The 23,261-nt window shown below is 40.1% G+C and carries 20 protein-coding genes; 10 read left to right on the forward strand and 10 right to left on the reverse strand.

Annotated features, from left to right (window positions below; all coding sequences use genetic code 11):
* Window positions 1-236 precede the first annotated feature (236 nt).
* On the reverse strand, window positions 237-836 hold the full coding sequence (locus RIB54_RS13660; protein ID WP_350101435.1) for a hypothetical protein: 600 nt from the start codon (window positions 834-836) through the stop codon (window positions 237-239).
* A 149-nt stretch (window positions 837-985) separates the two neighbouring features.
* On the opposite strand from RIB54_RS13660, the gene RIB54_RS13665 reads away from it, so the two are divergent.
* Together RIB54_RS13665 and RIB54_RS13670 are read left to right on the forward strand one after the other, a co-directional pair.
* A complete protein-coding gene (locus RIB54_RS13665) occupies window positions 986-1,576 on the forward strand; it encodes a TetR/AcrR family transcriptional regulator (RefSeq protein WP_350069441.1) in 591 nt (196 codons plus the stop codon).
* A gap of 18 nt (window positions 1,577-1,594) precedes the next feature.
* Window positions 1,595-2,875, forward strand: a complete 1,281-nt coding sequence (locus tag RIB54_RS13670; RefSeq protein ID WP_350101436.1) for an MFS transporter — start codon at window positions 1,595-1,597, stop codon at window positions 2,873-2,875.
* An 11-nt stretch (window positions 2,876-2,886) separates the two neighbouring features.
* Here the strand turns inward: RIB54_RS13670 and RIB54_RS13675 are convergent, their stop codons facing one another.
* Together RIB54_RS13675 and RIB54_RS13680 are read right to left on the reverse strand one after the other, a co-directional pair.
* Window positions 2,887-3,648, reverse strand: coding sequence for a dienelactone hydrolase family protein (locus RIB54_RS13675; protein WP_350101437.1), 762 nt, complete (start codon window positions 3,646-3,648; stop codon window positions 2,887-2,889).
* A gap of 10 nt (window positions 3,649-3,658) precedes the next feature.
* Window positions 3,659-4,369, reverse strand: a complete 711-nt coding sequence (locus tag RIB54_RS13680) for a hypothetical protein (protein ID WP_350101438.1) — start codon at window positions 4,367-4,369, stop codon at window positions 3,659-3,661.
* 140 nt (window positions 4,370-4,509) lie between these two features.
* Between RIB54_RS13680 and RIB54_RS13685 the strand changes: the two genes are divergently transcribed.
* Entirely contained in the window at window positions 4,510-7,665 is a 3,156-nt protein-coding gene (locus RIB54_RS13685; RefSeq protein ID WP_350101440.1) for a WD40/YVTN/BNR-like repeat-containing protein, read from the forward strand.
* Between the two features lie 142 nt (window positions 7,666-7,807).
* Complete coding sequence (locus RIB54_RS13690; protein WP_350101441.1) at window positions 7,808-8,302, forward strand: DUF427 domain-containing protein; 495 nt, start codon at window positions 7,808-7,810, stop codon at window positions 8,300-8,302.
* Between the two features lie 99 nt (window positions 8,303-8,401).
* Here RIB54_RS13690 and RIB54_RS13695 read toward each other — a convergent pair whose 3' ends face one another.
* Complete coding sequence (locus RIB54_RS13695; protein ID WP_350101442.1) at window positions 8,402-9,037, reverse strand: hypothetical protein; 636 nt, start codon at window positions 9,035-9,037, stop codon at window positions 8,402-8,404.
* Between the two features lie 55 nt (window positions 9,038-9,092).
* On the reverse strand, window positions 9,093-9,965 hold the full coding sequence (locus RIB54_RS13700; RefSeq protein WP_350101444.1) for a DMT family transporter: 873 nt from the start codon (window positions 9,963-9,965) through the stop codon (window positions 9,093-9,095).
* Window positions 9,966-10,024: 59 nt separating this feature from the next.
* Between RIB54_RS13700 and RIB54_RS13705 the strand changes: the two genes are divergently transcribed.
* Window positions 10,025-11,290, forward strand: a complete 1,266-nt coding sequence (locus RIB54_RS13705; RefSeq protein WP_350101445.1) for a replication-associated recombination protein A — start codon at window positions 10,025-10,027, stop codon at window positions 11,288-11,290.
* Window positions 11,291-11,405: 115 nt separating this feature from the next.
* Here RIB54_RS13705 and RIB54_RS13710 read toward each other — a convergent pair whose 3' ends face one another.
* Entirely contained in the window at window positions 11,406-12,119 is a 714-nt protein-coding gene (locus RIB54_RS13710; protein WP_350101446.1) for a LytR/AlgR family response regulator transcription factor, read from the reverse strand.
* Complete coding sequence (locus RIB54_RS13715; RefSeq protein ID WP_350101447.1) at window positions 12,116-13,177, reverse strand: sensor histidine kinase; 1,062 nt, start codon at window positions 13,175-13,177, stop codon at window positions 12,116-12,118. Before RIB54_RS13715 ends, RIB54_RS13710 begins: the two co-directional genes overlap by 4 nt.
* Window positions 13,178-13,578: 401 nt before the next feature.
* On the opposite strand from RIB54_RS13715, the gene RIB54_RS13720 reads away from it, so the two are divergent.
* Window positions 13,579-15,672, forward strand: a complete 2,094-nt coding sequence (locus RIB54_RS13720; RefSeq protein ID WP_350101448.1) for a VWA domain-containing protein — start codon at window positions 13,579-13,581, stop codon at window positions 15,670-15,672.
* A 63-nt stretch (window positions 15,673-15,735) separates the two neighbouring features.
* Window positions 15,736-16,527: a tetratricopeptide repeat protein gene (locus tag RIB54_RS13725; RefSeq protein ID WP_350101449.1), complete on the forward strand. Its 792-nt coding sequence runs from the start codon at window positions 15,736-15,738 to the stop codon at window positions 16,525-16,527.
* A gap of 205 nt (window positions 16,528-16,732) precedes the next feature.
* Here the strand turns inward: RIB54_RS13725 and RIB54_RS13730 are convergent, their stop codons facing one another.
* The 3 genes from RIB54_RS13730 to RIB54_RS13740 form a co-directional block, all read right to left on the reverse strand.
* On the reverse strand, window positions 16,733-19,273 hold the full coding sequence (locus tag RIB54_RS13730; RefSeq protein ID WP_350101450.1) for an ATP-dependent Clp protease ATP-binding subunit: 2,541 nt from the start codon (window positions 19,271-19,273) through the stop codon (window positions 16,733-16,735).
* Between the two features lie 104 nt (window positions 19,274-19,377).
* Entirely contained in the window at window positions 19,378-20,010 is a 633-nt protein-coding gene (locus tag RIB54_RS13735) for a WbqC family protein (protein ID WP_350101451.1), read from the reverse strand.
* On the reverse strand, window positions 20,003-20,632 hold the full coding sequence (locus tag RIB54_RS13740) for an L-threonylcarbamoyladenylate synthase (protein ID WP_350101452.1): 630 nt from the start codon (window positions 20,630-20,632) through the stop codon (window positions 20,003-20,005). The genes RIB54_RS13735 and RIB54_RS13740 overlap by 8 nt, the downstream gene beginning before the upstream one ends.
* 154 nt (window positions 20,633-20,786) lie before the next feature.
* Between RIB54_RS13740 and mltG the strand changes: the two genes are divergently transcribed.
* The 3 genes from mltG to RIB54_RS13755 are packed head-to-tail and all read left to right on the forward strand — an operon-like array spanning window position 20,787 to window position 23,214.
* Window positions 20,787-21,833, forward strand: coding sequence for an endolytic transglycosylase MltG (gene mltG / locus RIB54_RS13745; RefSeq protein ID WP_350101453.1), 1,047 nt, complete (start codon window positions 20,787-20,789; stop codon window positions 21,831-21,833).
* On the forward strand, window positions 21,833-22,243 hold the full coding sequence (locus RIB54_RS13750; RefSeq protein ID WP_350071783.1) for an acyl-CoA thioesterase: 411 nt from the start codon (window positions 21,833-21,835) through the stop codon (window positions 22,241-22,243). Before mltG ends, RIB54_RS13750 begins: the two co-directional genes overlap by 1 nt.
* The gene (locus RIB54_RS13755; protein WP_350101454.1) at window positions 22,240-23,214 is read left to right on the forward strand and encodes a YihY/virulence factor BrkB family protein; all 975 of its coding nucleotides are present in this window, start codon (window positions 22,240-22,242) and stop codon (window positions 23,212-23,214) included. Before RIB54_RS13750 ends, RIB54_RS13755 begins: the two co-directional genes overlap by 4 nt.
* Window positions 23,215-23,261: the final 47 nt, after the last annotated feature.

A 23,261-nucleotide genomic window follows, 5' to 3' on the forward strand; every position in this document is an offset into this window, starting at 1 on the left:
TGTTAATATACTAAAGTGCTAAATCTATGTTCAAACTAAAAATATCGTCTCTTCGAAGGAGGAACGATTGAGAAGTCTCCTAAAGGCTGAGGGGAGACCCCCACCAAAAAGGCATAGAGGTGGCGAAAACTAAATAGTATTACTCCAATAAATTGCAAAATCAAGCTCGTATTTCTTAGGCTGTGATTTGCATGATTTTAATGTAATTAGCTTGAAGGCCTATATAAAATAGCCACTTATTTCCATTCAATATCTTTTTGAAAATTCTGAACATTAAGTGTATCCATTTTTCCTTGTGAGCTAATTTCAAAAGTGAGGACTGTTGAATCTGAAATAGTGAGCCATCTGCCCTCTTTTTGAGTTTCCCATTCTGTATAGAATGATCTTGAGAATTTGTTGCCTACTTGCCCAGTGCATGTATATATCTCGACCTGTCCTGCATCGACAAAAGAGGATTCCAGAATTATTTCATCAATAAGCGAGCTGTCTTTGAAAGTAAGCAAGTGCAGGATGGGGCCATATTTACCAAAGCATAAAATGGTCATGGCAGTGATGTCATTGAATTGTTTGTATGACTGAATCCAGTGTTTATGCGTATCAAAATTTTCATAGCAACTGAATCTGGAAAATAGACTGAAATATTTAGAGTCTATAATCTTACAGTTTTTAAGTCTAAAGTTTACAGGATCATAATTGGAAGAATCGATGCTAGTGTACAGCGTGTCTTGAAGAGAAAATTTGGATTTGAAGATGGCAAAGTTGGATGCCTGTCCCAAACAAACTTGAACCGTTAAGGTTAGCCCAATAGTGAGGGAAAGTACAAACCTTTTATTCATTCTGTTATGGGTGTTTAAATGATATACTGGGAAAATTAACCAATTAATCCGATCCTACCTGAACTTAATTTAATGTGAAAATTATTTAACACTAAATTAATATAAGTGAATGAACATTCATTTATATTTGCCGCTGAAAAAATTGAACCTTGAGACAAAGAGATCCAAATAAGGAAGAGAAGATAAAGCAAATAGCCCTTCAAATGATCGTGGAGGAGGGGTTTGACCGACTGAGCATGCAGAAATTGGCGAAAGCCGCAAATGTATCTCCAGCCACTATCTACATCTATTTTAAGGACAGGGAAGACCTGATATTACAAATAGGCATTGAGGAGGAGCGCAAAATGTTTGAAGCTACATTGCTGAATTTTGATCCTGAAATGAGTTTTGAGGAAGGCCTTAGAGTGCAGTGGATTAACAGGGCCAATTATTTTCTTAAAAACCCGAATCAGATGCACTTTATGGAGCAATTGAAATATTCACGGTTTTCAAAAGAAATCAATGCGCAGGTAAAGTCTGATTTTGTCGAAAAGATGACCCGCTTCGCGCAAAAGGCCATTGATAACAGGGAGTTGGTACCGCTGCCGGTGGAAGTTTACTGGTCTCTTGCTTTTGCCCCTTTATATCAGCTGGTGAAATTTCATGTCACTAAAAAGAGCATGCATAACAAACCATTTGAGCTTGATGAGCCAACACTGCAGCATACGCTATCCATTGTACTAAAAGGTCTTAAACCATAAAAATATTCAATTAAAGAAATGAGTAAGTTTCCCATCCCTGCTTTTACCCGATATCAAAAGTTCATTATCGCTGTTCTGGCTTTTTTGCAGTTCACCGTAATTCTTGACTTTATGGTGCTCTCGCCATTGAGTGCTATTCTGCTTGATGAGCTGTCCATTACCACCAGTCAGTTTGGACTTGTAGTGTCAGCCTATGCATTTAGTGCAGGAGCTGCCGGACTCTTGGCTTCTGGCTTTGCCGATAGGTTTGATCGCAAAAAACTATTGCTGTTTTTCTATACCGGTTTCATTATCGGTACACTTTTGTGTGGTTTGGCACCCAACTATCATATGCTTTTGATTGCACGTATAGTTACCGGTTTGTTTGGTGGGGTGCTCGGTTCGGTTATCTATGCTATCATTACCGATTTGTTTCCGATGGAGAAACGCGGCAGGGTGATGGGCTTTGTGCAAATGGCCTTTGCCAGTTCGCAGATTTTGGGTATTCCTTTTGGACTGTATTTGGCAACACATTATGGATGGCATTCTCCGTTTTTATTGATTGTTGGCTTGGGCGTAATAGTAGGTATTCTGTTGGCCGTTTATCTTAAGCCAGTAGATGAGCATTTGAAGCTTCAGACCAAAAAGAATGCTTTCGTTCATATGCTGGACACTATTAAAAATACCCGCTATCTACGCGGATTCTCGGCAACTACATTATTAGCGACAGGAGGTTTTATGCTGATGCCTTTTGGGGCGGCTTTTGCGGTTAATAATTTGGGTATTCCATTGGAGACACTACCTGTAGTTTATATCGCTACGGGCTGCTTTTCAATTTTTGGCGGGCCTATAGCAGGTAAGCTCAGCGATAAATATGGCAAATTTCCAATCTTCACCTTAGGCTCACTTTTGGCACTTACGCTGATTGTTATCTACTGCAACCTAGGTGTTACTCCCATTTGGCTGGTTATTGCCATCAATTCTATTTTGTTTTTGGGCATTACCGCTCGTATGGTGTCTTCTCAGGCATTGTTGACTGCCATTCCAGCCCCTCAGGATAGAGGCGCGTTTATGGGTATCAACTCTTCGGTAATGCAGATAGCTGGTGGTATCGCTTCCGCTATAGCCGGTTTGATTGTCACGCAGGAACCCAGTGGTTTTATGTCTAATTATCCAACACTGGGCTATGTAGTGGCTGGTTCTATTCTCATTACTATTGCGCTGATGTATGGTATTAATAGGATGGTGGATAAAGATACTGAAGCACCTATTATACCTCCAAATCCTGCGGTAAGAGATGATGTGGATATGGCGGTTTAACTGAAGTGATGTTAGGTATTTAAAGACCTATCAAAATAATCCATTACCTCGTCCAATACTTTTTTGGTAGGATGACCAGCTTCATCTACAAAATCAAGGGTGACTATAGAATGACCTTTGCCCGGCAGGGTGTGAAATACAATGCGCTCTTTGTCTTCATTAAAAGTGCGCTCGTAACTATCAAATTTTGATGCTCGGCATAAAGGGTCTTTAGCGAACCTGGCACAATGCATTGGGCCAAATTCATCGAGCCGAGTTTTGATTTTTTCTACTTCTGTATCCGACAAATGCAGCGATTTCTGTTTGAACACTGGTAGTGATGGCTGACTCGAATAACTGGCTAAAACAGCTTCATCAGCCATCAAAGAAATGGCGAAATTACCCGTCAGGCACATGCCTATAACGGCAACACCTTTCACCTGATGGTCATCTTTTACTTTTCTGCAAAGGGTTTTCAACCAATCTACTATTGGACTGGATTGCTGTGTTGAGAAAATTTTGAATTCCTTTCTCATACACAAAATTCTGACTGTGTTGCCCAATACACTGGTCTTACCCAATGGTCCAAACAGGTGGGGCAGGATTACCTTATAACCTCTATTGACAAACTGATCAGCGAGCGCTAAAGTCTCCTGACCAATACCCGGAAGCTCCTGAATGAGTACTAATAGTTTCCCTTCACCTCTCGAATACACATCATGAGTAATTGGGTGTTTGCCACGGACCATTGCGGTAAATGACCATTTATTGTATGAGGGGATTTGGATGGTCAATGTGTATCAATTAAGCGATACTGTAGCTCTCTCTTCCTTTCTTAGAATTAATAGATAAGCTAATTAAACCACCAATAAATAATATTGCTCCTCCAACAAACGGAAAGCCAGCTCCAATTAAATCTTCAACTAAAGATGAGAAAAGAAATGGAAGGCAATAAATCATTCCCAAACCACCAAGAATCATAGCTGCTAATGAACCTAAATAGGCAACTTTTTGCATCAAAGGTTGAACCCTTATTTCTATTTTATCAGTCATCATTACTTCTAATCTCAGGCTTTCTAGATCCTTATCTGCATAAGCATCAATAGTCCAATTTTTTATTGATTTGGAATTAAGTCCTAAATAAAAATCCTTTGCTAATTGAATCCATTTGTGTGGTAGTAAGATGAACCCAAAAGTGAAAATTGCAATGCTTGGCAGGCTAATATTGCCATTTCCAATCATGAAGGATTGCATTCGAATTTCATCAACAGGTGTCATTTTGTAATTCAGTAAAGAATGTTTCAAATCATGAGATTCATAACCAGGAACTAAATTTAGCTTATGAGAATCTAGGCAGTTGGCTATTTCTCTTCCTAGAGTTCCATTTGGTAGAGCTCTCAATTTTTCCAGTTGCTCATCATAGACTTTCATACTATGAAATTGCTCAATCAACCAAACTGAAAAATGGAATGATTTCTTAATTATCAATTCAGAGAACTTATTTAATATTTTCATACGACACCTATATTTATCACCTAACCAAGATAATAAATTCCCCGGATTTATCTGTGCCACAATTCACCATCCACATAATTCCATATCCCACTTTAGTTTACATATTGTATTTTTAATGCTAACACTATCAATCACAACCTATGCGACCATTATACGCCTTGCCCCTGCTTATTCTTGTTTCATTTAATACTTACGCTCAGTCACTTTCTGATGAGGCATTTGAAAACATAAAATTCCGATTTATAGGTCCTGAAGGGAACAGAGCTATTGCGGTAGCTGGAGTTCCTGGCAATGAAGACATTTCATACATAGGCGCAGCCAGCGGTGGTCTTTGGAAAACCACGGACCGAGGGCTCAATTGGGAGCCGATATTTGACGATCAGGAAGCTTCTTCCATAGGTTCAGTAGCATTGGCGCCAAGCGATCCTGATCAGGTTTGGGTGGGTACGGGCGAGACTTTTGTCATTCGCCCCGCCCATGCTATGGGTGATGGTATTTATAAATCTTCTGATGCGGGAGCCACCTGGACCAATATGGGCCTTGAGAAATCTGGCCGCATTGGTCGGGTAATTATTCACCCAACGGATACCAATATTGTTTATGCCGCTGTTCTTGGTCATACTTATGGGCCTCAACAGGATAAAGGTGTTTATAAAACCACCGATGGCGGAAAAAGCTGGAAGAAAATATTGTTTGTTGATGAAGGTACCGGAGCAGCAGATTTAGCCATGGATCCACAAAATCCGGACATACTTTATGCTGCCATGTGGAGTATCAATATCAATACATGGGGATTGAGAAGTGGCGGAGCTGGAGGCGGAATTTACAAATCTGTAGATGGTGGTGAGTCTTGGGAGCCCATGACGAAAAACGGTTTGCCAGGTGGAAAAGATCATCCTGTTGGAAAAACAGCAGTAGCCGTATCGCACAGCAACCCGAATGTGGTTTACGCTTTATTTGAGATCGAAAGTCCTGCCTTATATCGCTCTGATGACAAAGGGGAGAGCTGGACATTGCAAACCAGAAATCATGACATAGCTGAAAGGGCTCCATATTATACAAGAATTGGAGTTGGAACAGATAATCCGGATGAAGTCTATTGCATGAGCGTAAAATTCTCAAAATCGGTAGATGGCGGTAAGACCTTCAAGTCTGGCTACCAGGCTGGCGGTGACAATCATGATATCTGGATAGATCCCGAATTACCTAATAGAATAATGGTAGCGCATGATGGTTGTGCTAGTATATCTTACAATGGAGGTGAAAGTTATCAGCGCATTGTTTTGCCAATAGCGCAGATGTACCATGTGGCTACTGACGATCAAATCCCTTATAATGTTTTTGGCAACCGGCAGGATGGCTATAGTTATATGGGGCCATCAAACAGTTTGCAGGGGTATATTCCGCTTGGACTATGGGAAGGTGTTGGTGGCTGCGAGAGTGGGTTCGCCAAGCCAGATCCTGTTGATAATACTATCATTTGGTCGGGATGTTATGATGGTGGCCTGGAGCGATATGATTTAAAAACAGGAATATCAAGGGATGTAAGGGTATGGCCAGAGGCTGGCTATGGCTGGGCACCAAAAGACATGAAATACCGCTGGCATTGGAACTTTCCATTGAGTTTTTCGACCTTTTCAAAACACAGAGTTTATGTAGGTAGTCAGTTTGTACATAAGTCAGACGATGGAGGTCAAAGCTGGCAGATTATCAGTCCTGACCTAACACTAAATAGAAAAGATCATCAGGAGAGCTCTGGTGGTGTGGCCATTGATAACCTGATGACTTTTGACGGGTCTACCCTTTTTGCTATTGAGGAATCTCCCATTGAGGCAGGAGTGATTTGGGTAGGCAGTAATGATGGCCAGGTGAACATTACCAGAAATGGTGGTGAGTCTTGGGAAAATGTGACGGCTAATTTTAATGGCCTGCCTGAATGGGGAACAGTGGCCAACATTGAGCCTTCAAAATATAAAAAGGGTAAGGCCTATGTTACCATTGATCTGCATCAGATGGGTGATTTTGGCACTTATGTCTATTTAACAGAAGATTACGGCAAATCTTGGAAGAAGATTTCTAATTCCATTCCTCAAAGTGTTCATGGGTTTGCTCATTGTGTACGGGAAGACAAAAAGAAAGAAGGTGTGCTTTATTTAGGCGTTGATAATGGCCTATACATTTCTGTCAATGAAGGAGCCGATTGGTTTAAAATGAAGAATAACCTACCGCCAGCACCTGTCTATTGGATTGACCATCAGGAGCGTTTTGATGATTTGGTGGTGGGGACTTATGGCCGTGGTTATTATATTTTTGACAATATAAGTGTAGTAAGAGAATATGCCGAAAAGGTTAATAATGATCACTACCTATTTCCTCAGCGTGAAGCTTATAGATTTAATACCAGGCAGTCCATAAAAACAGATGGTCCTAGTCTTAATAATGGATCGAACCCAAGGTATGGCGCTGATATCAATTATTATTTAACAGATTCTTTAGAAGCGTTTATCACCGTTGAAAATACGCAGGGAGAGGAAATCAGAAGGCTGGATGTAACCAAAAATGGGGCAGGACTGAATCGTGTTTTCTGGGATTTACGCTATGAGCCTACCTATAAACCAAAAATAAGAACAACGCCTCCGGGAAGGCCATGGGCGCAATTGAATGGTGAGGGATGGAGGCCGTTGGTGACATGGGATTTAGATTTATGGCGCGGACAGTTCGGGCCGAGAGTTTTGCCTGGAGATTATGTAGTGAAACTTCATGTTGATGGGAAGGAATATACCCAGACCTTAAAGGTGCTGGCTGATCCAAAGTCTGAGAATTCTATTGAAGATATGACAAAGCAGTTAGCCTTAGGTCTGGAGCTTAGGGATGCTATGAACCTGGCAGTGGTGAGTATTAATAAAGTGGAGGTGATCCGTGCTGAGTTGGCTGATATAATTTTAAAACTGACGAATAAGAATGATCTCGAAGTAGCACGTCAGATTGATGCTAAAGCTACTTCTATCGCTTCAAAATTATATGACATCCAACTTACCGGTGCAAGAGAAGATGCCTTCAGAAACCCGATGATGTTGTATGGAAGGCTGAGTGCCTTGGCAAGTGATTTGATTGGCAATGGAGCAGATTTTCCACCCACGGATCAGCAGGTAGAAGTAAAAGGCATTTTGAAGAAAAGGCTGGATCAGGTGATGAGTGATTTAGAAGCTTTGATTGAAAAGGACATTGCCAGTTTCAACAAAAGACTGAATAAAAAAGATAAGATTATCAACCTTGAAAATAAGAGTCAGGAGTAATATTGATGATTTCTCCCCGGATTTATTCCCATCCCTTGGACTGTGGCACACAGTCCAGCCTGTTAAAGTCATAAGTTTCTGTGAGCCACAGAGCTTGGTAGAAAGACCGTGAACTTTGATCAGGCATAATGGTTATAATAGTATGAAGGCAAAGCCTATTAAACCAAAAATTGGACAGGAGTCAGTTTGGGATTACCCCAGACCACCGAAGCTTGAACCAGTAAACAAACACATTCAGATTTATTTTGGAGGCGAATTAATCGCGGATACAAAAGCCGCTTATAGGGTGTTGGAAACAAGCCATCCGCCTGTTTATTACATTCCTTTAAAAGACATTAAAACAGAATATTTAAAACCTTCCAGTCAGCACTCTTTTTGCGAATGGAAGGGGAAGGGTAATTATTATCACTTGCAGGTTGGTGATAAGAAAGAGTTAGATGCAGCCTGGTATTATCCCAAACCATCAAAGGCTTTTGCCGCAATTAAAGATTACCCGGCTTTTTACGCTCATCAGATGGATAAATGTCTTGTTGATGGTGAAGAGGTTACTCCACAGCCCGGTAATTTTTATGGTGGATGGATTACTAAAGATATTGTAGGCCCTTTTAAAGGTGTTGATGGAAGTTGGGGCTGGTGAAAATGATCTCCCCGGATTCCTGTCTGCCGACAGGCAGGTATTCCTAGGCCTCTTGGAGATGCCGGAACAGGTCAGGCAAGGACTATTATACAATATATATTATTTAACTTCTAGTGTCTCAAATACTAGACTTTCGGCATACCCACTAACTAAATGACCTAGAAGGGTGATTGGTTTTTTTTCACTAATGTAATGCTCAAATTCATTAATCATATTAATATCAGCCCATAAGACTGCAATCTCATATATCAATACATATTCTTCACCACTAGGAGGATTTTCCTGTTTTATAGGCTCTTTAATTTTTAATAAATAATCATAGGCTATGTCTGGGGCCGGTCGTTCTTTTCTTACTAACTCTCCATTTAATGCTTTAGGCTCATCATTTTTGGACAAAACCTTCTTAGTATTCGTGGATTTTATATTTTGGAACGGAACAATTACTACACTGTCAACTTTTAAAATCTTGGTATTAAATACCCATTCTTTGGGTTCAATAATTTCACCGTAGATTCTCACATACTTACCCCAATGAATCTTGGAGATTTCTTTTGACTCAATTAAATAGCTATTCTCGGTATCGGTTAACAGATATTCCGAGTAGTCAAGATTGAGTTTCTTTTTAAAACTATCTGGAAGCCCAGAGGATTGAATATATCCTTCCAGTTTGGTTTTAGACTGTGCTAAAGCTCCAAATGCGGAAAGGGAAAAGAAAAGAGCAAAAATAACTTTCATCAACCTATTTGAGTATTTGATTTCGAATGTTCCAAATTAACCAATTTCTCTTAACCTACTTCTTACTCACCAAATAAACTCCCACCATAATTAGTAGCGAATAAAGCACGGTTAAAAGATCAAGATGATCACCGCGAAAGCTTACCGCTACCAGCGTAGAAATGATAGGCTGAAGGTAAATATAGATGCCTACCACTGAGGAGTTCACAAATTTCAGTGACCAGATATTGAGCAGATAAACTGCAAAAGTGGAGAAGAAAACAACATAACCAATGCTCAGCCAGGCCTCTGTGGGTATCACAGCCCAGTTTACTTCTGATAATTCCGTATAACCAAAGGGCAGCGTAAAGATGGCTCCAAACAGAAAGATCCACTTTATTACCGTAATGGCCTTGTACTTGGCCATAAGTGGCTTAACAATTACCAGATATACCGCATAGGAGCTACCATTCACCAGAATAAACAGGTCACCCATAAAAGTGCCGTTTGATAGCGAAACACCATCTTTAGTTAAAAGCAAATAGGCACCCAATGCTCCTACCAAAACACCGGAAATCTTTAGTGGAGTCAGTCGCTCTTTTCCTAAAACATAAGCTGTAATCATCACCATAATTGGCGAGCACGTCATAATTACAGAAGCGTTGATGGGGTTAGTCAAGCTCAGGCCATGAAAGAAGGCCAGCATGTTAATCCCCACACCGAAAATGGCTGACACAATTAAAAGCATATAATCGCCCCTGCTTTTTATTTTCTCATTTTCCTGTGTTAGTCCGAAAAGCCAAAAAAGCGCTGCGGCACAGACTATTCTTAACAAAATGAACCCGAAAGGCTCAAGATATTCGGGTAAGGCAATTTTCGCAATTGAGTAATTGGCGCCATAAATGACTGCAACAAGGAATAAAGCAGAATGGACTTTGACTTTTGGCACGGCCAAAACTATCACATTAAACCTTGAATTTGATACCTTAGTAAATATTAATTAAGCCTATGTTCGATCTCAATCTACCCCTTGCCGAGCGCATGCGTCCTACTAATATTGACCAGCTGATTGGTCAGCAACATCTGGTGGGTGAGAAGGGTATCTTGAGGAAAACGATTCTTTCTGGTGTTATCCCTTCCATGATTTTGTGGGGGCCTCCTGGTGTTGGGAAAACCACCATTGCCAACATTATCGCCAATCATGTAAAGTCGCCATTTTATACGTTAAGCGCTGTGAGCGCAGGAGTTAAAGATGTGCGCGATGTCATTGATAAGGCTAAAAGACAGTCGAAAACTATCTTGTTTATTGATGAGATTCACCGTTTTAATAAATCTCAGCAAGATGCTTTACTCGGGGCGGTGGAGAAAGGTACAATTACGCTAATTGGAGCTACTACAGAAAATCCATCTTTTGAGGTCAACTCCGCTTTGCTCTCAAGGTGTCAGGTGTATACACTAAAGGCGCTTACCGAAGAGGATTTGCTAGGTCTGATTGATAGGGTAGTCCAGAATGATAAGAAGCTTCAACAGAAAGAAATCACACTGAAAGAGCATAAGGCTCTGCTCACTATTTCGGGTGGTGATGCCCGTAAGCTGCTCAACTTACTGGATTTAGTGACTGATTCTCTGGGTGATAAACCAGTAATTACAGATGAAGCGGTTATTGATATTGCGCAACAGCGTGTTGCTATTTACGATAAGTCTGGTGAGCAGCATTATGATATCATTTCAGCTTTTATAAAGTCGATAAGAGGTAGTGATCCTAATGCTGCGGTGTATTATCTGGCCAGGATGATTGAAGGTGGAGAGGATGTTAAGTTCATAGCCCGTAGACTGCTGATTTTGGCTTCTGAAGATATTGGTAATGCCAACCCAACAGCGCTGGTAATTGCTAACAATGCCTTTCAGGCGGTGAATGTGATTGGTTACCCCGAAGCGAGAATCATTCTTTCTCAATGTGTGACCTATTTGGCCTGTTCAGCAAAAAGTAATGCCAGTTATATGGCCATTAATAAAGCACAGGCTTTGGTTCGTGAGACCGGGGATTTGCAGGTACCCATGGCTATAAGAAATGCACCTACCAAGCTGATGAAAGATGAAGGTTATGGCAAAGGCTATCAATACGCGCATGACTATCAGGGCAATTTTGTTGATTTTGAATTTATGCCTGATGAGATCAAGAACAAGAAGTTATATGATCCTGGAAAGAATGCCCGTGAAGAGGAGCTTCGTAAGCGGCTAAAGACGCTCTGGAAAGATAAGTATGGATATTAATACTCTCCCCGGATTCCTGTCTGCCGACAGGCAGGTATTCCGGGGTCTCTTGAAGGAGGTGCCGGAATGAATCCGGCAAGATCTATTATAGATTTTTCAATTTAGAATAAGACCTTTAATCCAGCTGGTTTTGTGCGTTGAGGGTATCAAGCACATTGTTTTTATAAAGCCTGCCAATAGGCAGTTCTTTGCCCGGCACCTCTATGGTGGAGGATGAATAGCTTTCAATCTTTTTCAAAGGCACAATAAAAGAGCGATGGATTCTAATGAAAGAATCATCGGGTAGCTTTTCCTCCAGATAGCTGATTTTTTGGTGTGTGATTACATCCTTATCTGCGGTTTTTACCCTGATATAATCTTTCAAACTTTCGATATAGTGTATGTCATTAAGCATCACCTTTACCATCTTTTTATCGGCCTTGAGGTAGATGTACTCACCTTCAGTACCAGAGGTGATGCCATTGCTTGGCTCGGCATCGTTTTTATACGCTTTTTGAAGCGCTACCAAGAAGCGCTCAAAAGATATCGGCTTTAGCAGATAGTCTACCACATCTAACTCATAACTCTCTAATGCATAATCACGATAAGCGGTGGTTAAAATTATTTTAGGAGGATTTTTTAATGTTTTTACAAAATCTATGCCCGTCAACTTGGGCATTTCTATATCTAAAAACATAAGATCAACCTGCTCTTTTTGAAGTATTTCAAAGGCCTTGAGCGCATTGGTGCAGGTAGCCACAATCTCAAGATCATCCAGCCTGTTCACATAAGATTCAATAATCTCAATCGCCAAAGGCTCATCATCTACTATGATGCATTTCATTTTCATAAATCCTTGAATTCTATCCTCAATACCACCAAATAAGACTCGTCAGTATCCAAAATCTTCAACTCATAATCGCCTTCATAAAGCAATTCTAACCTGCGCTTTACATTTTTCAACCCTATACCTTCCCTATACTGCCTTTCATCTTTGGTGTTGTCAGTGCTTTTACTGTTGTCCACTTTTATGGTCAGCTGATTATTTTTTAGAGTAATATCAATGCTCACCCAGGCGTTTTCGGTTTCACCACTCACACCATGTTTAAAGCTGTTCTCGACAAACGGAAGAATGAGCATTGGCGCTACTTTGGTCTCTGGATTATCAACCTTAACATTCAGTGATGCATCAAGCCGGTCACCATAGCGCAGCTTTTCAAGGGCAACATAATTTTCCACCAGCTCAATTTCCTTTTTAAGTGGAACAAGTTCTGAGTTACACTCATAAAGCATATAATTCAAAAGGTCGCTTAGTTTTAAGACTATTTCAGGAGCACTCTCAGATTTTTTAAGCGTCAGTGCATAAAGATTGTTGAGTGTATTGAATAAAAAATGTGGGTGCACCTGCGCTTTCAAAAATTTAAGCTCGGCCTGTAGCTTGTCCTGCTCCAGTTTCTGGGAGCGCTGTTGGTTTTTATACCATATTTTGAAGAATTTGATCAAGGTAGCCAGCACTACCACAGGGTAGATGTATGTAACAGACTTTAAGATCTTCAAAGGACTCCAAAGAGGGCCAAAATACTCATGAGGATAAAAGAATGGCTGTTCAATGTAAATGGAGATAAGCCAGTTTAGCACTCCACTGATGAGGAGAATGACGATGAACCACCCAAAAAAAAGAAAGTATTTGCTCTTTAAAAGATAGGCGGGAAGCAGCCAGTACATGGCAAGATAAGCAGCAAACATTTTAGGGATGAGGAAGATGAATTGAAGTGCAAATTGTTTTCCATACTCATCGTCAAAACTGCCCCAGAGCAGGGCATAGAAGGAGGCAAACAGCACCCAAAAAAGGATGTGTTTCCCAACTCTGGGGATTCGTCCATAGACTGATATGATTCTTTCCTGCATAATGCTAACTCAATATAAAATTAACTCCTTAAATGAGACGATTGTTGTTCAAAAAACTTGCTTTCGACATAAATCTTTTATTTGTAGACCAACACAGTAAATAGCCCGACATAAATCTATTATAAATACTGTGAGCCATAAAAAAATGGAGCCGCTGAGGGTAATAATTTTGTTGCTGTATATCTTAATTTGCATATTGCCGTTACCCAAATTATGCGAAGGCATAATTTGTCCTTTGGGCAGACGATCCACCATTAGGTGGATGTCAGGATTACCCTGACAAAAAATTCTCTAGAGAGAAATTTTTCGTCATTGTTCAATAAAGTATTTTAACTTAATTAGATCAAAATACCTTATTGAACAAATAGGGTTAATTGAAAAATGGCCATTTTTAGATATACATGCAGCGTCCGCAACTGATTTTTGAATATTCTCCAGCATTACTTTTGATATGTGCCCTGGCTGCGGTGGGATATGCCTTTCTGCTCTACCAGAAGAAAGGGCCATGGAGTGCTTTAGTAAATAAAATCCTTTTTGGGGTGAGGGCTGTAGCTGTTTTCATTATCGCTGCCTTGTTGGTATCACCCATCTTAAAACAACTCCAAAATACTACCGAAAAGGCTACTTATATTGTTGCAATAGATAACTCAACATCATTGACAGAAGTACGGGATAGCGCACAACTAGAATCACTCAAAAATAACTTGAGCAAGCTGTCAGATGAACTAACTGCCAAGGACTATAATGTCGAACTTTGGAATTTGGAAGGTAAAACTGACACTGAAAACATAAGCTTCAATGGCCAGTCAACGAATTTAACAGGCCTACTTAACGATATAAAGTCAGAGTATGAAAGCAGAAATTTAAACGGGGTACTGCTCGTGTCTGATGGTATTTACAACCTTGGCATGTCGCCAGCCTTTGCTAATTATAATTTTGATATTAACACTCTAGGAGTTGGGGACACCCTGCCAAAGACAGACATCTCTCTAACATCAGTGCTCTATAACCGACTATCTTATCAAGGAAATAAATTTCCCGTTATCGCCCAGATTCAGCAGCGGGGATTTGATAATGAACAGGTAAAAGTGACTGTCAGTAAAGGCGGTGCAACTATGGCAACAGAGGTGGTGAACCTGAAACCAAATAATCAGATTCAGGAGGTTAGGTTTTTGATAGAGGCTAAAGAAAGCGGCTATCAGCGCTATAGTGTAAGTGTGGAGAGGAAGGATGGAGAGCTCACTTACCAAAACAATGTGAGTAATGCTTATGTGGAGGTGGTTGAAGGCAAAGAGGCAATAGCGATAGTAGCTGCTGCTCCGCATCCGGATATTAAGGCGTTAAAATCTGCCATTGAAACCAATGCTAATTATGAGTTGGATGAATTTGTTATGAGCAATAATAAAGATGCTGAACGCTTGAAGAACAGTGTGAAGAAGTTTGATTTGGTTATACTTCATCAATTACCAAATTATAATAGAGTAGGTGCCGACTTCCTTCAAAAGGTAGAAACCAACAGCACTGCGACACTAACTATAAATGGCCCTCAAACTGATATCCGTGCTTTTAGCAGGGATAATGACATACTCAATATAAGAACGACACCCGGTGAGTATGATAACGTGACGGCCATTTTCAATCCGGCATTTTCCAGTTTTAAACTTAGTGATGATCTGCAAGCTGCATTTGATCAGTTTCCTCCTTTATATGTTCCTTTTGGAAAATATGAAATTCAGCCCGAGGCTGAGGTACTGTTATACCAAAGAGTAGGAAATATAAACTCAGGCTATCCGCTGCTTATAGTTAAAGCAAGTGCAGATACAAAAAAGGCGGTAATGATGGGGCCGGGCATCTGGAAATGGAAGCTTACTGATTATGCCAATTTTGGTAATAACAATCGGTTCAATGAGCTGGTAGTGAAATTGGTACAGTACCTCTCCACCAAAGATGATAAACGAAAATTCAGGGTTTATCCAACAAAAAATGAATATCTTGATAACGAAAGTGTTGTATTCGAGACGGAGATTTATAATGATCTTTTTGAGCGGGTGTACAATAACAAAATTGACCTGACTTTGGTCAATGAAGAAGGCGAGGAGTTCAAATATGATTACATCACCTCAGAGTCAAACTCCCAATATATTATCAATGGTCTTACTGAGGGTGTTTATAAATACAATGCAGCAACCGTAATTAATGGCAAGACTGAAAGGGCTGCTGGCGAATTGCTGATTAAAAATGTTCAGCTGGAAAGTGTCAATTTAACCGCAGACTTTAACTTGCTAAGAAAGATATCCAGTCAAACAGGAGGGAATTTCTACAAAGAAACTGAGTTTGAGCAGTTGACAGATAAGATAACATCAAAAACCGCCCAGGGTATAATTCATACCAATGAAGAATACTTGCCTTTCATAAACCTAAAGCTTATTCTTATCCTGATATTGGTTTTTATAAGCTTTGAGTGGTTCATGAGAAAATACAGTGGTTCTTATTAAGGGAGTCGTCTTTTTATCCTGATAAATTTCGTGCGTACAAAATTATGAACTAAGTTTATAGTTATGAGATATATCCTCGGTTTCATGTTTTTGATTGTTGTGGTTTCTTGCAAGAGCAATAGGGAAGAAGGTGAGTTTTATTTTCAGCAGGGTGATTACGAAGAGGCCATTTATTATTTTGATAAGGCCGTCAGGCTTGACCCCAATGATTGGACATTAAAATATGACTTGGCAAGATGCTATGAGGAAAATGAGGAGTATCAAAAGGCCATTGATCTCTACAATACGTGCTCATCCATGACCAAACCTAATATAGAAATCTACCAGGGCAGGGCGCGATGCTATATGAACAGCGGGGATACAGAAAGTGCGATCATGGATTTCACAAATGCACTAAACCTTAATAAGAACAAGTTTTATCCAAGGTATATGAGGGCGCAGTGTTACCTAAAGGAGTTTGAATATTATAAAGCTTATAGTGATATCAACTTATGCATCAAGGCAGACCCCAGGCATGTTAATGCCTATTATCACAGGGCCATTGCCAGGGCACAGTTTGGGGACAGACATGGAGCCCTTAGCGACTTGAATTTTGTGATAAGAAAGAAGCCAAATTTTGGACAGGCCTATTACAATCGCGGGGTCGTATATCAGCGCATGCAGAAATTTAGAAGTGCTGTTGATGATTTTGACACCAGCATTAAGTACAGACACCAGCCCGTTGACCTTTTTATAAGACGCGGGCTTAGTTTATATGAACTCGGTAAAACCGAGGATGCATGTGCGAACTTTAGCATGCTGGCCAACTATGACAAGAAAAAGGCCACCGAACTGAAGAGGAAGTATTGTATTTGATTTTATAGTAACTCGTCACCTCGAATCCCTTTAGGGTGAGAGGTCTCCATTTAGGGACCTTCATTTCGAATCCCGATTTATCGGGATAGAAATTCCCCCACTGATAGGGAGACTTCTCAGTCGTGCATCCTGCTAAGTGACGATATAATAAAACAAAAAAGGGGATGAACACTCATCCCCTTTCAATATTTACAATAGCTTACCGCTATTCTTTTTCTTCTTTCTTAGTCGATTTTCCAGGTTTTTTCACCTTTAGCTTAAGCTCTTCTGATTTTCCATCGTGGTCTGCAACCAGAGTAGAGCCTTCGCCTATTTCCCCTTTCAAAATCTCTTCAGCCACAGGGTCTTCGAGGTATTTTTGAATGGCCCTGTTCAGCGGCCTCGCTCCATACTGAGGGTCAAAACCTTTCTCAGATAAGAAATCTTTGGCCTTATCTGTTAGCTCTACATTGTAACCCAAAGAAATAATTCTTTCGAACAACTTGTTTAAAGACAGGTCAATGATTTTATGAATGTCTTCTCTTTCAAGCGAGTTAAATACAATTACGTCATCCAACCTATTCAAAAACTCAGGACTAAAGGCTTTTTTCAAAGCACTTTGGATAGTCGACTTCATTACTTCATCATCATGTTTCTTAGGGCCAGTCGAGAAGCCAATTCCCGCACCAAAATCCTTAAGATCACGAACCCCGATATTGGAAGTCATGATAATGATAGTGTTCCTAAAATCTACCCTTCGGCCTAATCCGTCAGTCAAAATACCATCATCCAATACCTGAAGCAGAATGTTGAATACATCAGGATGGGCTTTTTCTATCTCATCAAGCAATACCACACTGTAAGGCTTTCTTCTTACTTTCTCAGTCAGCTGGCCACCTTCTTCATAACCAACATATCCCGGAGGCGCTCCAACCAATCTCGACACAGAGAATTTCTCCATGTATTCACTCATGTCTATTCTTATCAGTGCATCATCTTTATCAAACAGATAAGTTGAAAGCACCTTGGCCAATTCTGTTTTACCAACACCAGTAGGGCCTAAGAAAATAAATGAACCGATAGGTTTCTTAGGATCTTTAAGTCCAACTCTCGTTCTCTGAATAGCACGGGTCAACTTCTTGATCGCTTCATCCTGGCCAATAACCTTACCGTTCAATTCGCCATTCATACCTAACAGCTTATTGCTCTCTTTCTGAGCGATCCGTTTGGTAGGAATGCCAGTCATCATAGCAATTACATCAGCTACATTGTCTTCATCTACAGCGTATCTTTTGCTCTTGGTTTCGTCTTCCCATCGGGCCTTGGCCTGATCGAGTTGTTCCAAAAGCTTCTTTTCCTTATCCCTAAGCTGCGCAGCCTCTTCATATTTCTGGCTTTTCACCACCCGGTTTTTCTCGTGCTTGATATCTTCAATATCAGCCTCAAGCTTCACAATTTCATCTGGCACATGAATATTGCTGATATGCACCCTGGCACCAGCTTCATCCAATACGTCAATTGCCTTGTCGGGAAGATACCTGTCACTAATATACCTGTCTGATAATTTCACGCAGGCGTTAATGGCTTCTTCAGAATAATTAACGTGGTGATGCTCTTCATATTTATCCTTGATGTTATTCAATATTTGAATAGTCTCTTCCGGAGTGGTAGCATCTACCATTACCACCTGAAATCTTCTTGCCAATGCACCATCTTTTTCAATGTACTGTCTGTACTCATCTAAAGTAGTGGCTCCAATGCATTGTATTTCGCCTCTTGCCAATGCTGGCTTAAACATGTTGGAAGCATCAAGAGAACCTGATGCTCCTCCTGCCCCAACAATAGTATGTAGTTCATCAATGAAAAGTATCACGTCAGGAGATTTCTCCAGCTCGTTCATCACGGCTTTCATACGCTCCTCAAACTGACCACGGTATTTTGTGCCAGCTACAAGCGAAGCTAAATCCAGCGTAACTACTCTTTTGCCGAACAATATCCTTGAAACTTTCTTCTGAACAATTCTCAAAGCCAAACCTTCAGCAATGGCAGTTTTACCAACACCAGGCTCGCCAATAAGAATTGGATTGTTTTTCTTTCTTCTACTAAGAATCTGAGCTACACGCTCAATCTCTTTCTCACGGCCTACAATAGGGTCCAGCTTATCTTCTTCTGCCAGTTTAGTAAGGTCACGGCCGAAGTTATCCAGAACAGGAGTCCTTGATTTTTCACTGCCCTTTTTCTCCTTGCCAGCATTACCCTGACCTCCACCACCAAATATTTTGGAAGAATCCTCGTCCGGATCATCAGTATCTGATGATGCCAGCGGATTGTCAGTTTGGTATTCCAATAGCTCTTTTACCACATCATAGCTAACATCAAATTTTTCTAAAATTTGTGTGGCGATGTTGTCCTCATCTCTAAGTATGGAAAGTAGTAAGTGCTCGGTTCCTATTAATTGACTTTTGAATATCTTAGCCTCCAGATAAGTTATTTTCAGTACCTTTTCAGACTGCCTGGTAAGAGGAATGTTAGCAAGATTTTTAACATCAGGTGATGCTGTACCCTTAGATACTTTCTCTACTGCCCCTCTTAGTTCTTCCAGCGATATACCCAATTTCTTTAATAGGCCCACGGCTACTCCTTCACCTTCACGAATCATACCCAGAAGTAAGTGTTCGGTTCCTATATAGTCATGCCCTAGTCGCAACGCTTCTTCGCGACTTAGTGATATAACCTCTTTAACTCGATTTGAAAATTTTGCTTCCATAGTTAAGCAATTATGGTGTCTATGTAAATGTATGATTTCTTAAAAATAATTACCATAACCAAATGGTAAATATTCCTTTAAAACGGAATAAGAAATTTAATTGTTCATTCTTTATTCAATGATTTGGTAACAATCGTGAGAGCGTTGGGACCTTCGTTCATTAATAAATCTATGATGCTCAAGTTGGCTGCAAAGTCTTTGCCAAATACCTGAATGTATTCTACAGGCTGATATATCTGCCGTTTTGTGTAATCCCCCTTCGGGGAAATTCTTCCTCGTAAGTCTAAAATAGCGCTTTCAACCGTTTTGTGATAGGTTTTTGTTCTTTCAACAGATTTCTGAAGTTTTAACAGCTTAAGACATATTGTCAGCATATTTTGATTGTGGTCAATGAGGAACTTGTGCCTTTTTTGGAATTCCCTCTCAAAATAGTCTGAAAAAAATTCGTAATAAGGTGCCTTGCCATAGGCCGATTGGATGGACCGCCAATGTTCATTCGCCCATCTTTGACCATGATCAATCTTAACCTCTTTCGTTAAAACCTTACTATTTCCATTGACAACAGGTATCGAGAGCGGTAAAATTTTGTTGGCACCTCTGATATAGCAGCGGTTTCTATAGGTCTGTTTGGTATAATGCTCTTCAGCTTCAATCAAAATCTCGCTGGCATGAAGTGTAGCACAGAAAAACTCGAGAGAAGGAAGATATTGAGGTTCTACTAAAACAGTTTCAGGCATAATCAAAAATATTTCCCAACCCCTCTCTTATCACCTCTACCGGCTCCACAGTGCAGTCCACAATAGTTGAAGGAATATTGCCGCCCACACCACCATCAATAATAATATCTACCAGATGCTTGTAGTCTTCATAAATCACCTCAGGATCGGTGGTGTATTCCAAAATTTCATCATCATTTTTTATTGAGGTAGTAACTATCGGATTGCCCAAAATATCCACAATCATCTTGGGAATATTATTAGCCGGAATTCTGATGCCTATCGTTTTTTTATTGATATCAAGCACCTTGGGCACCTTGCTGCTAGACTCTAATATGAAGGTAAAAGGCCCGGGAAGTGCCTTTTTAAGGATTTTGAAAACAGGAGTGTCTATCCGTTTTACATATTCAGATATCTGGCTCATATCGCTACAGATAAATGATAAATTGAAATTCTTTGGCCTTATGCCTTTGATCTTACACACCCTTTCTACTGCCTTACGATTATACAAATCGCAGCCGATACCATAAATAGTATCGGTAGGGTAGATGATGACGCCACCATTTCGCAAGGTTTTTACAATGTCTTCAACCTTGTCCCTTTCGGGGTTTTCTTCATACAGTTTTACTAGTTCAGCTGGCATTATAATACAATTAGCGCCTTCAAAGTTAAAGAATTAAATGGCTACAACTTAGATTCGGTCGATTTAACCATGCTCATTTTGCTTTAATCGCCAGTTAATGTTCCAAAGTGATTAAATCAGAATATCTTTGCCGCTTAAATATTTTAAAGAGTATATGAACAGGAGAAAGTACGTAGTCATCTTCATGTTGGTGTTTACTATTCTATTGTCATCATTTTCCTTCTATGGATATCAGATGCTTTTTTCGGCCAACTTTCAGGTAGAGCAAGAAAGTAGAATTCTGGAAATTGATAAAAACGAGACATTCAAATCATTACAAAATAAACTTTATAATGATCATTATCTGAATGACCTGGTGTCATTTAGTTTTTTGGCAAGGCTTATGGATTATGATAAATCTATAAAGTCAGGGAAGTACCTGATCAAAGCTAATATGAACAACCTGGAGGCGATAAGAATGCTGCGTGCGGGCATTCAAACTCCCGTGAAGGTTACTTTTAACAATGTACGTCTTAAAGAGCAACTGGCAGAAAGGCTTACGGTTAACTTGGCTATGTCTGAAGAAGAGTTTAATAAGGCCATGTATGATTTTCTAGCTAAAAGTGAAGAGTTTAATGAATATAACATCATAGCTATGTTTGTGCCCAATACATATGAGATGTATTACAACATCTCAGGTGAGGATTTGATGAACAGGATGCATTCAGAATTCGAGAGATTTTGGAACGAGGAGCGTAAGCTTAAGGCAGCTGATATTGGCATGTCGCCATTAGAGATTGTTACTTTGGCTTCTATTGTAAATGCGGAGAGCGTAAAAAAGGAGGAGAGCAATATCATTGCTGGCCTTTACCTCAACAGAATTAAAAATGGCATTCCGTTGCAGGCAGATCCTACTTTGGTTTTTGCTTCTGGCGATTTTGGGCTGAAGCGTGTTTTGAATGTTCATAAGGAAATAGAATCACCATATAATACTTACAAATATGCTGGCTTGCCTCCGGGACCTATTAATATGCCGCCAATAAGGGCCATAGATGCGGTTTTGGATTACAAACATCATAATTATCTTTATATGTGCGCTAAGGAAGATTTCTCTGGCTACCACAATTTTGCCGAGACTTTAAGAGAACATATTAATAACGCAAACAAATATCAGCGCCAGTTGTCAATAGAGCAGCGCAAGGCGAGGCTAAACCAGAAATAATGTATCAGTTCGACACGCAAATAAGAGTAAGATATGCAGATACTGATCAGATGGGTTATGTCTACTATGGCAACTACTCCAGGTACTATGAAATAGCACGTGTCGAAAGCCTCAGAAATTTGGGTCTGACCTACCGGGAATTGGAGGAAATGGGAGTGATGATGCCTGTACTGGAAAATCATTCTACTTACAAAGCCCCGGCATTATACGATGAGCTCCTTACCGTGAGAACCATTGTTAGTGAAATGCCTGGTGTCAGGATAAAATTCAATTATGAGATTACAAATGAAAGCAATAAATTAATCCATTTGGGAGAAACATTGTTAGTGTTTGTAGATATGAAAAGCGGGAGGCCATGCAGAATGCCTGACCACATGGCCAAAGTTTTGTCTCCTTTTTTTGAATCATGAAGCAGAGAATAACTGACTATATACTTAAATCGGCCATTTTTCTAAAAATAGTTGAGGTACTTAAGCGCATCAAATTTAAAAGATATGAAGGCCTTACGCTGTATGAGGTTATTGTTGTGTTTAAGGAGAAAATCACCAAAGATGATATTATAGACCGCGCCAATGGTGTGGCCTTTAATTTTACTTTGTCTGTTTTTCCGGCCATCATTTTTCTGTTCACCCTTACCCCTTACATCCATCAGGTAGTACCTGAAATTAGCAAAGCTTCTATTCTTGAGTTTATGGGTGAAGTGATGCCACAAAGCATGTATGAAACGGTGCGCTCTACTGTTGAAGATATTGTAGGAAATACCCGTGGCGGCCTTTTGACTTTTGGTGCGTTATTCTCACTTTATCTGGCTACCAATGGCATGATGTCACTGATGAAGGCCTTTAATGCGTGCTATAAAACTACAGAGCGGAGAAGCTTTATAAAGACCAGGCTGGTAGGCACAGCCCTTACCTTTATGCTGGCACTGGCACTTATGCTAGCCAGTATTTTGCTGGTGGCAGGCAATGTGGCCATACAGTTTGTGACTGATTTGGAATGGCTTGACATTCAGGTGTACCAGTTTTATATTCTGTATTTTGTAAGGTTTTTAGTGCTGTTTGTAGTGTTTTTCCTGGCCATATCTTTCATTTACTATTTCGGGCCGGCAGTGCATTACAATTGGAGGTTTTTCTCCATTGGCTCCTTAATAGCCACCGCACTTTGCATGCTGGTGACTTATGGGTTTTCTTATTACGTGTCCAACTTTGCCACTTACAACAAACTCTATGGCTCATTGGGGGTGCTGATAGCACTAATGATATGGCAGGAAATTTTGAGTATTGTAATGCTGGTGGGCTATGAGGTGAATGCCAGCATCCATCAAGCCTATCGATTGACAGGGCTGGTTGACACCAACACAACAATACCGAAGAAAGAGTAATAAAAATTTAATTCTTCTGTTTGTGTAAAATAAATAAAAAACTACAT

It is taken from the genome of Fulvivirga sp. (genome assembly GCF_040218215.1).
Classification (GTDB): Bacteria; Bacteroidota; Bacteroidia; order Cytophagales; family Cyclobacteriaceae; genus Fulvivirga.

Coding starts and splice junctions, on each gene's coding strand:
- RIB54_RS13670 (WP_350101436.1), top strand. CDS start 1,595: ATGAGTAAGTTTCCCATCCCTGCTTTTACCCGATATCAAAAGTTCATT.
- RIB54_RS13680 (WP_350101438.1), bottom strand. CDS start 4,369: ATGAAAATATTAAATAAGTTCTCTGAATTGATAATTAAGAAATCATTC.
- RIB54_RS13690 (WP_350101441.1), top strand. CDS start 7,808: ATGAAGGCAAAGCCTATTAAACCAAAAATTGGACAGGAGTCAGTTTGG.
- RIB54_RS13660 (WP_350101435.1), bottom strand. CDS start 836: ATGAATAAAAGGTTTGTACTTTCCCTCACTATTGGGCTAACCTTAACG.
- RIB54_RS13730 (WP_350101450.1), bottom strand. CDS start 19,273: ATGGAAGCAAAATTTTCAAATCGAGTTAAAGAGGTTATATCACTAAGT.
- RIB54_RS13710 (WP_350101446.1), bottom strand. CDS start 12,119: ATGAAAATGAAATGCATCATAGTAGATGATGAGCCTTTGGCGATTGAG.
- RIB54_RS13735 (WP_350101451.1), bottom strand. CDS start 20,010: ATGCCTGAAACTGTTTTAGTAGAACCTCAATATCTTCCTTCTCTCGAG.
- RIB54_RS13725 (WP_350101449.1), top strand. CDS start 15,736: ATGAGATATATCCTCGGTTTCATGTTTTTGATTGTTGTGGTTTCTTGC.
- RIB54_RS13720 (WP_350101448.1), top strand. CDS start 13,579: ATGCAGCGTCCGCAACTGATTTTTGAATATTCTCCAGCATTACTTTTG.
- RIB54_RS13755 (WP_350101454.1), top strand. CDS start 22,240: ATGAAGCAGAGAATAACTGACTATATACTTAAATCGGCCATTTTTCTA.
- mltG (WP_350101453.1), top strand. CDS start 20,787: ATGAACAGGAGAAAGTACGTAGTCATCTTCATGTTGGTGTTTACTATT.
- RIB54_RS13705 (WP_350101445.1), top strand. CDS start 10,025: ATGTTCGATCTCAATCTACCCCTTGCCGAGCGCATGCGTCCTACTAAT.
- RIB54_RS13740 (WP_350101452.1), bottom strand. CDS start 20,632: ATGCCAGCTGAACTAGTAAAACTGTATGAAGAAAACCCCGAAAGGGAC.
- RIB54_RS13750 (WP_350071783.1), top strand. CDS start 21,833: ATGTATCAGTTCGACACGCAAATAAGAGTAAGATATGCAGATACTGAT.
- RIB54_RS13715 (WP_350101447.1), bottom strand. CDS start 13,177: ATGCAGGAAAGAATCATATCAGTCTATGGACGAATCCCCAGAGTTGGG.
- RIB54_RS13695 (WP_350101442.1), bottom strand. CDS start 9,037: ATGAAAGTTATTTTTGCTCTTTTCTTTTCCCTTTCCGCATTTGGAGCT.
- RIB54_RS13685 (WP_350101440.1), top strand. CDS start 4,510: ATGCGACCATTATACGCCTTGCCCCTGCTTATTCTTGTTTCATTTAAT.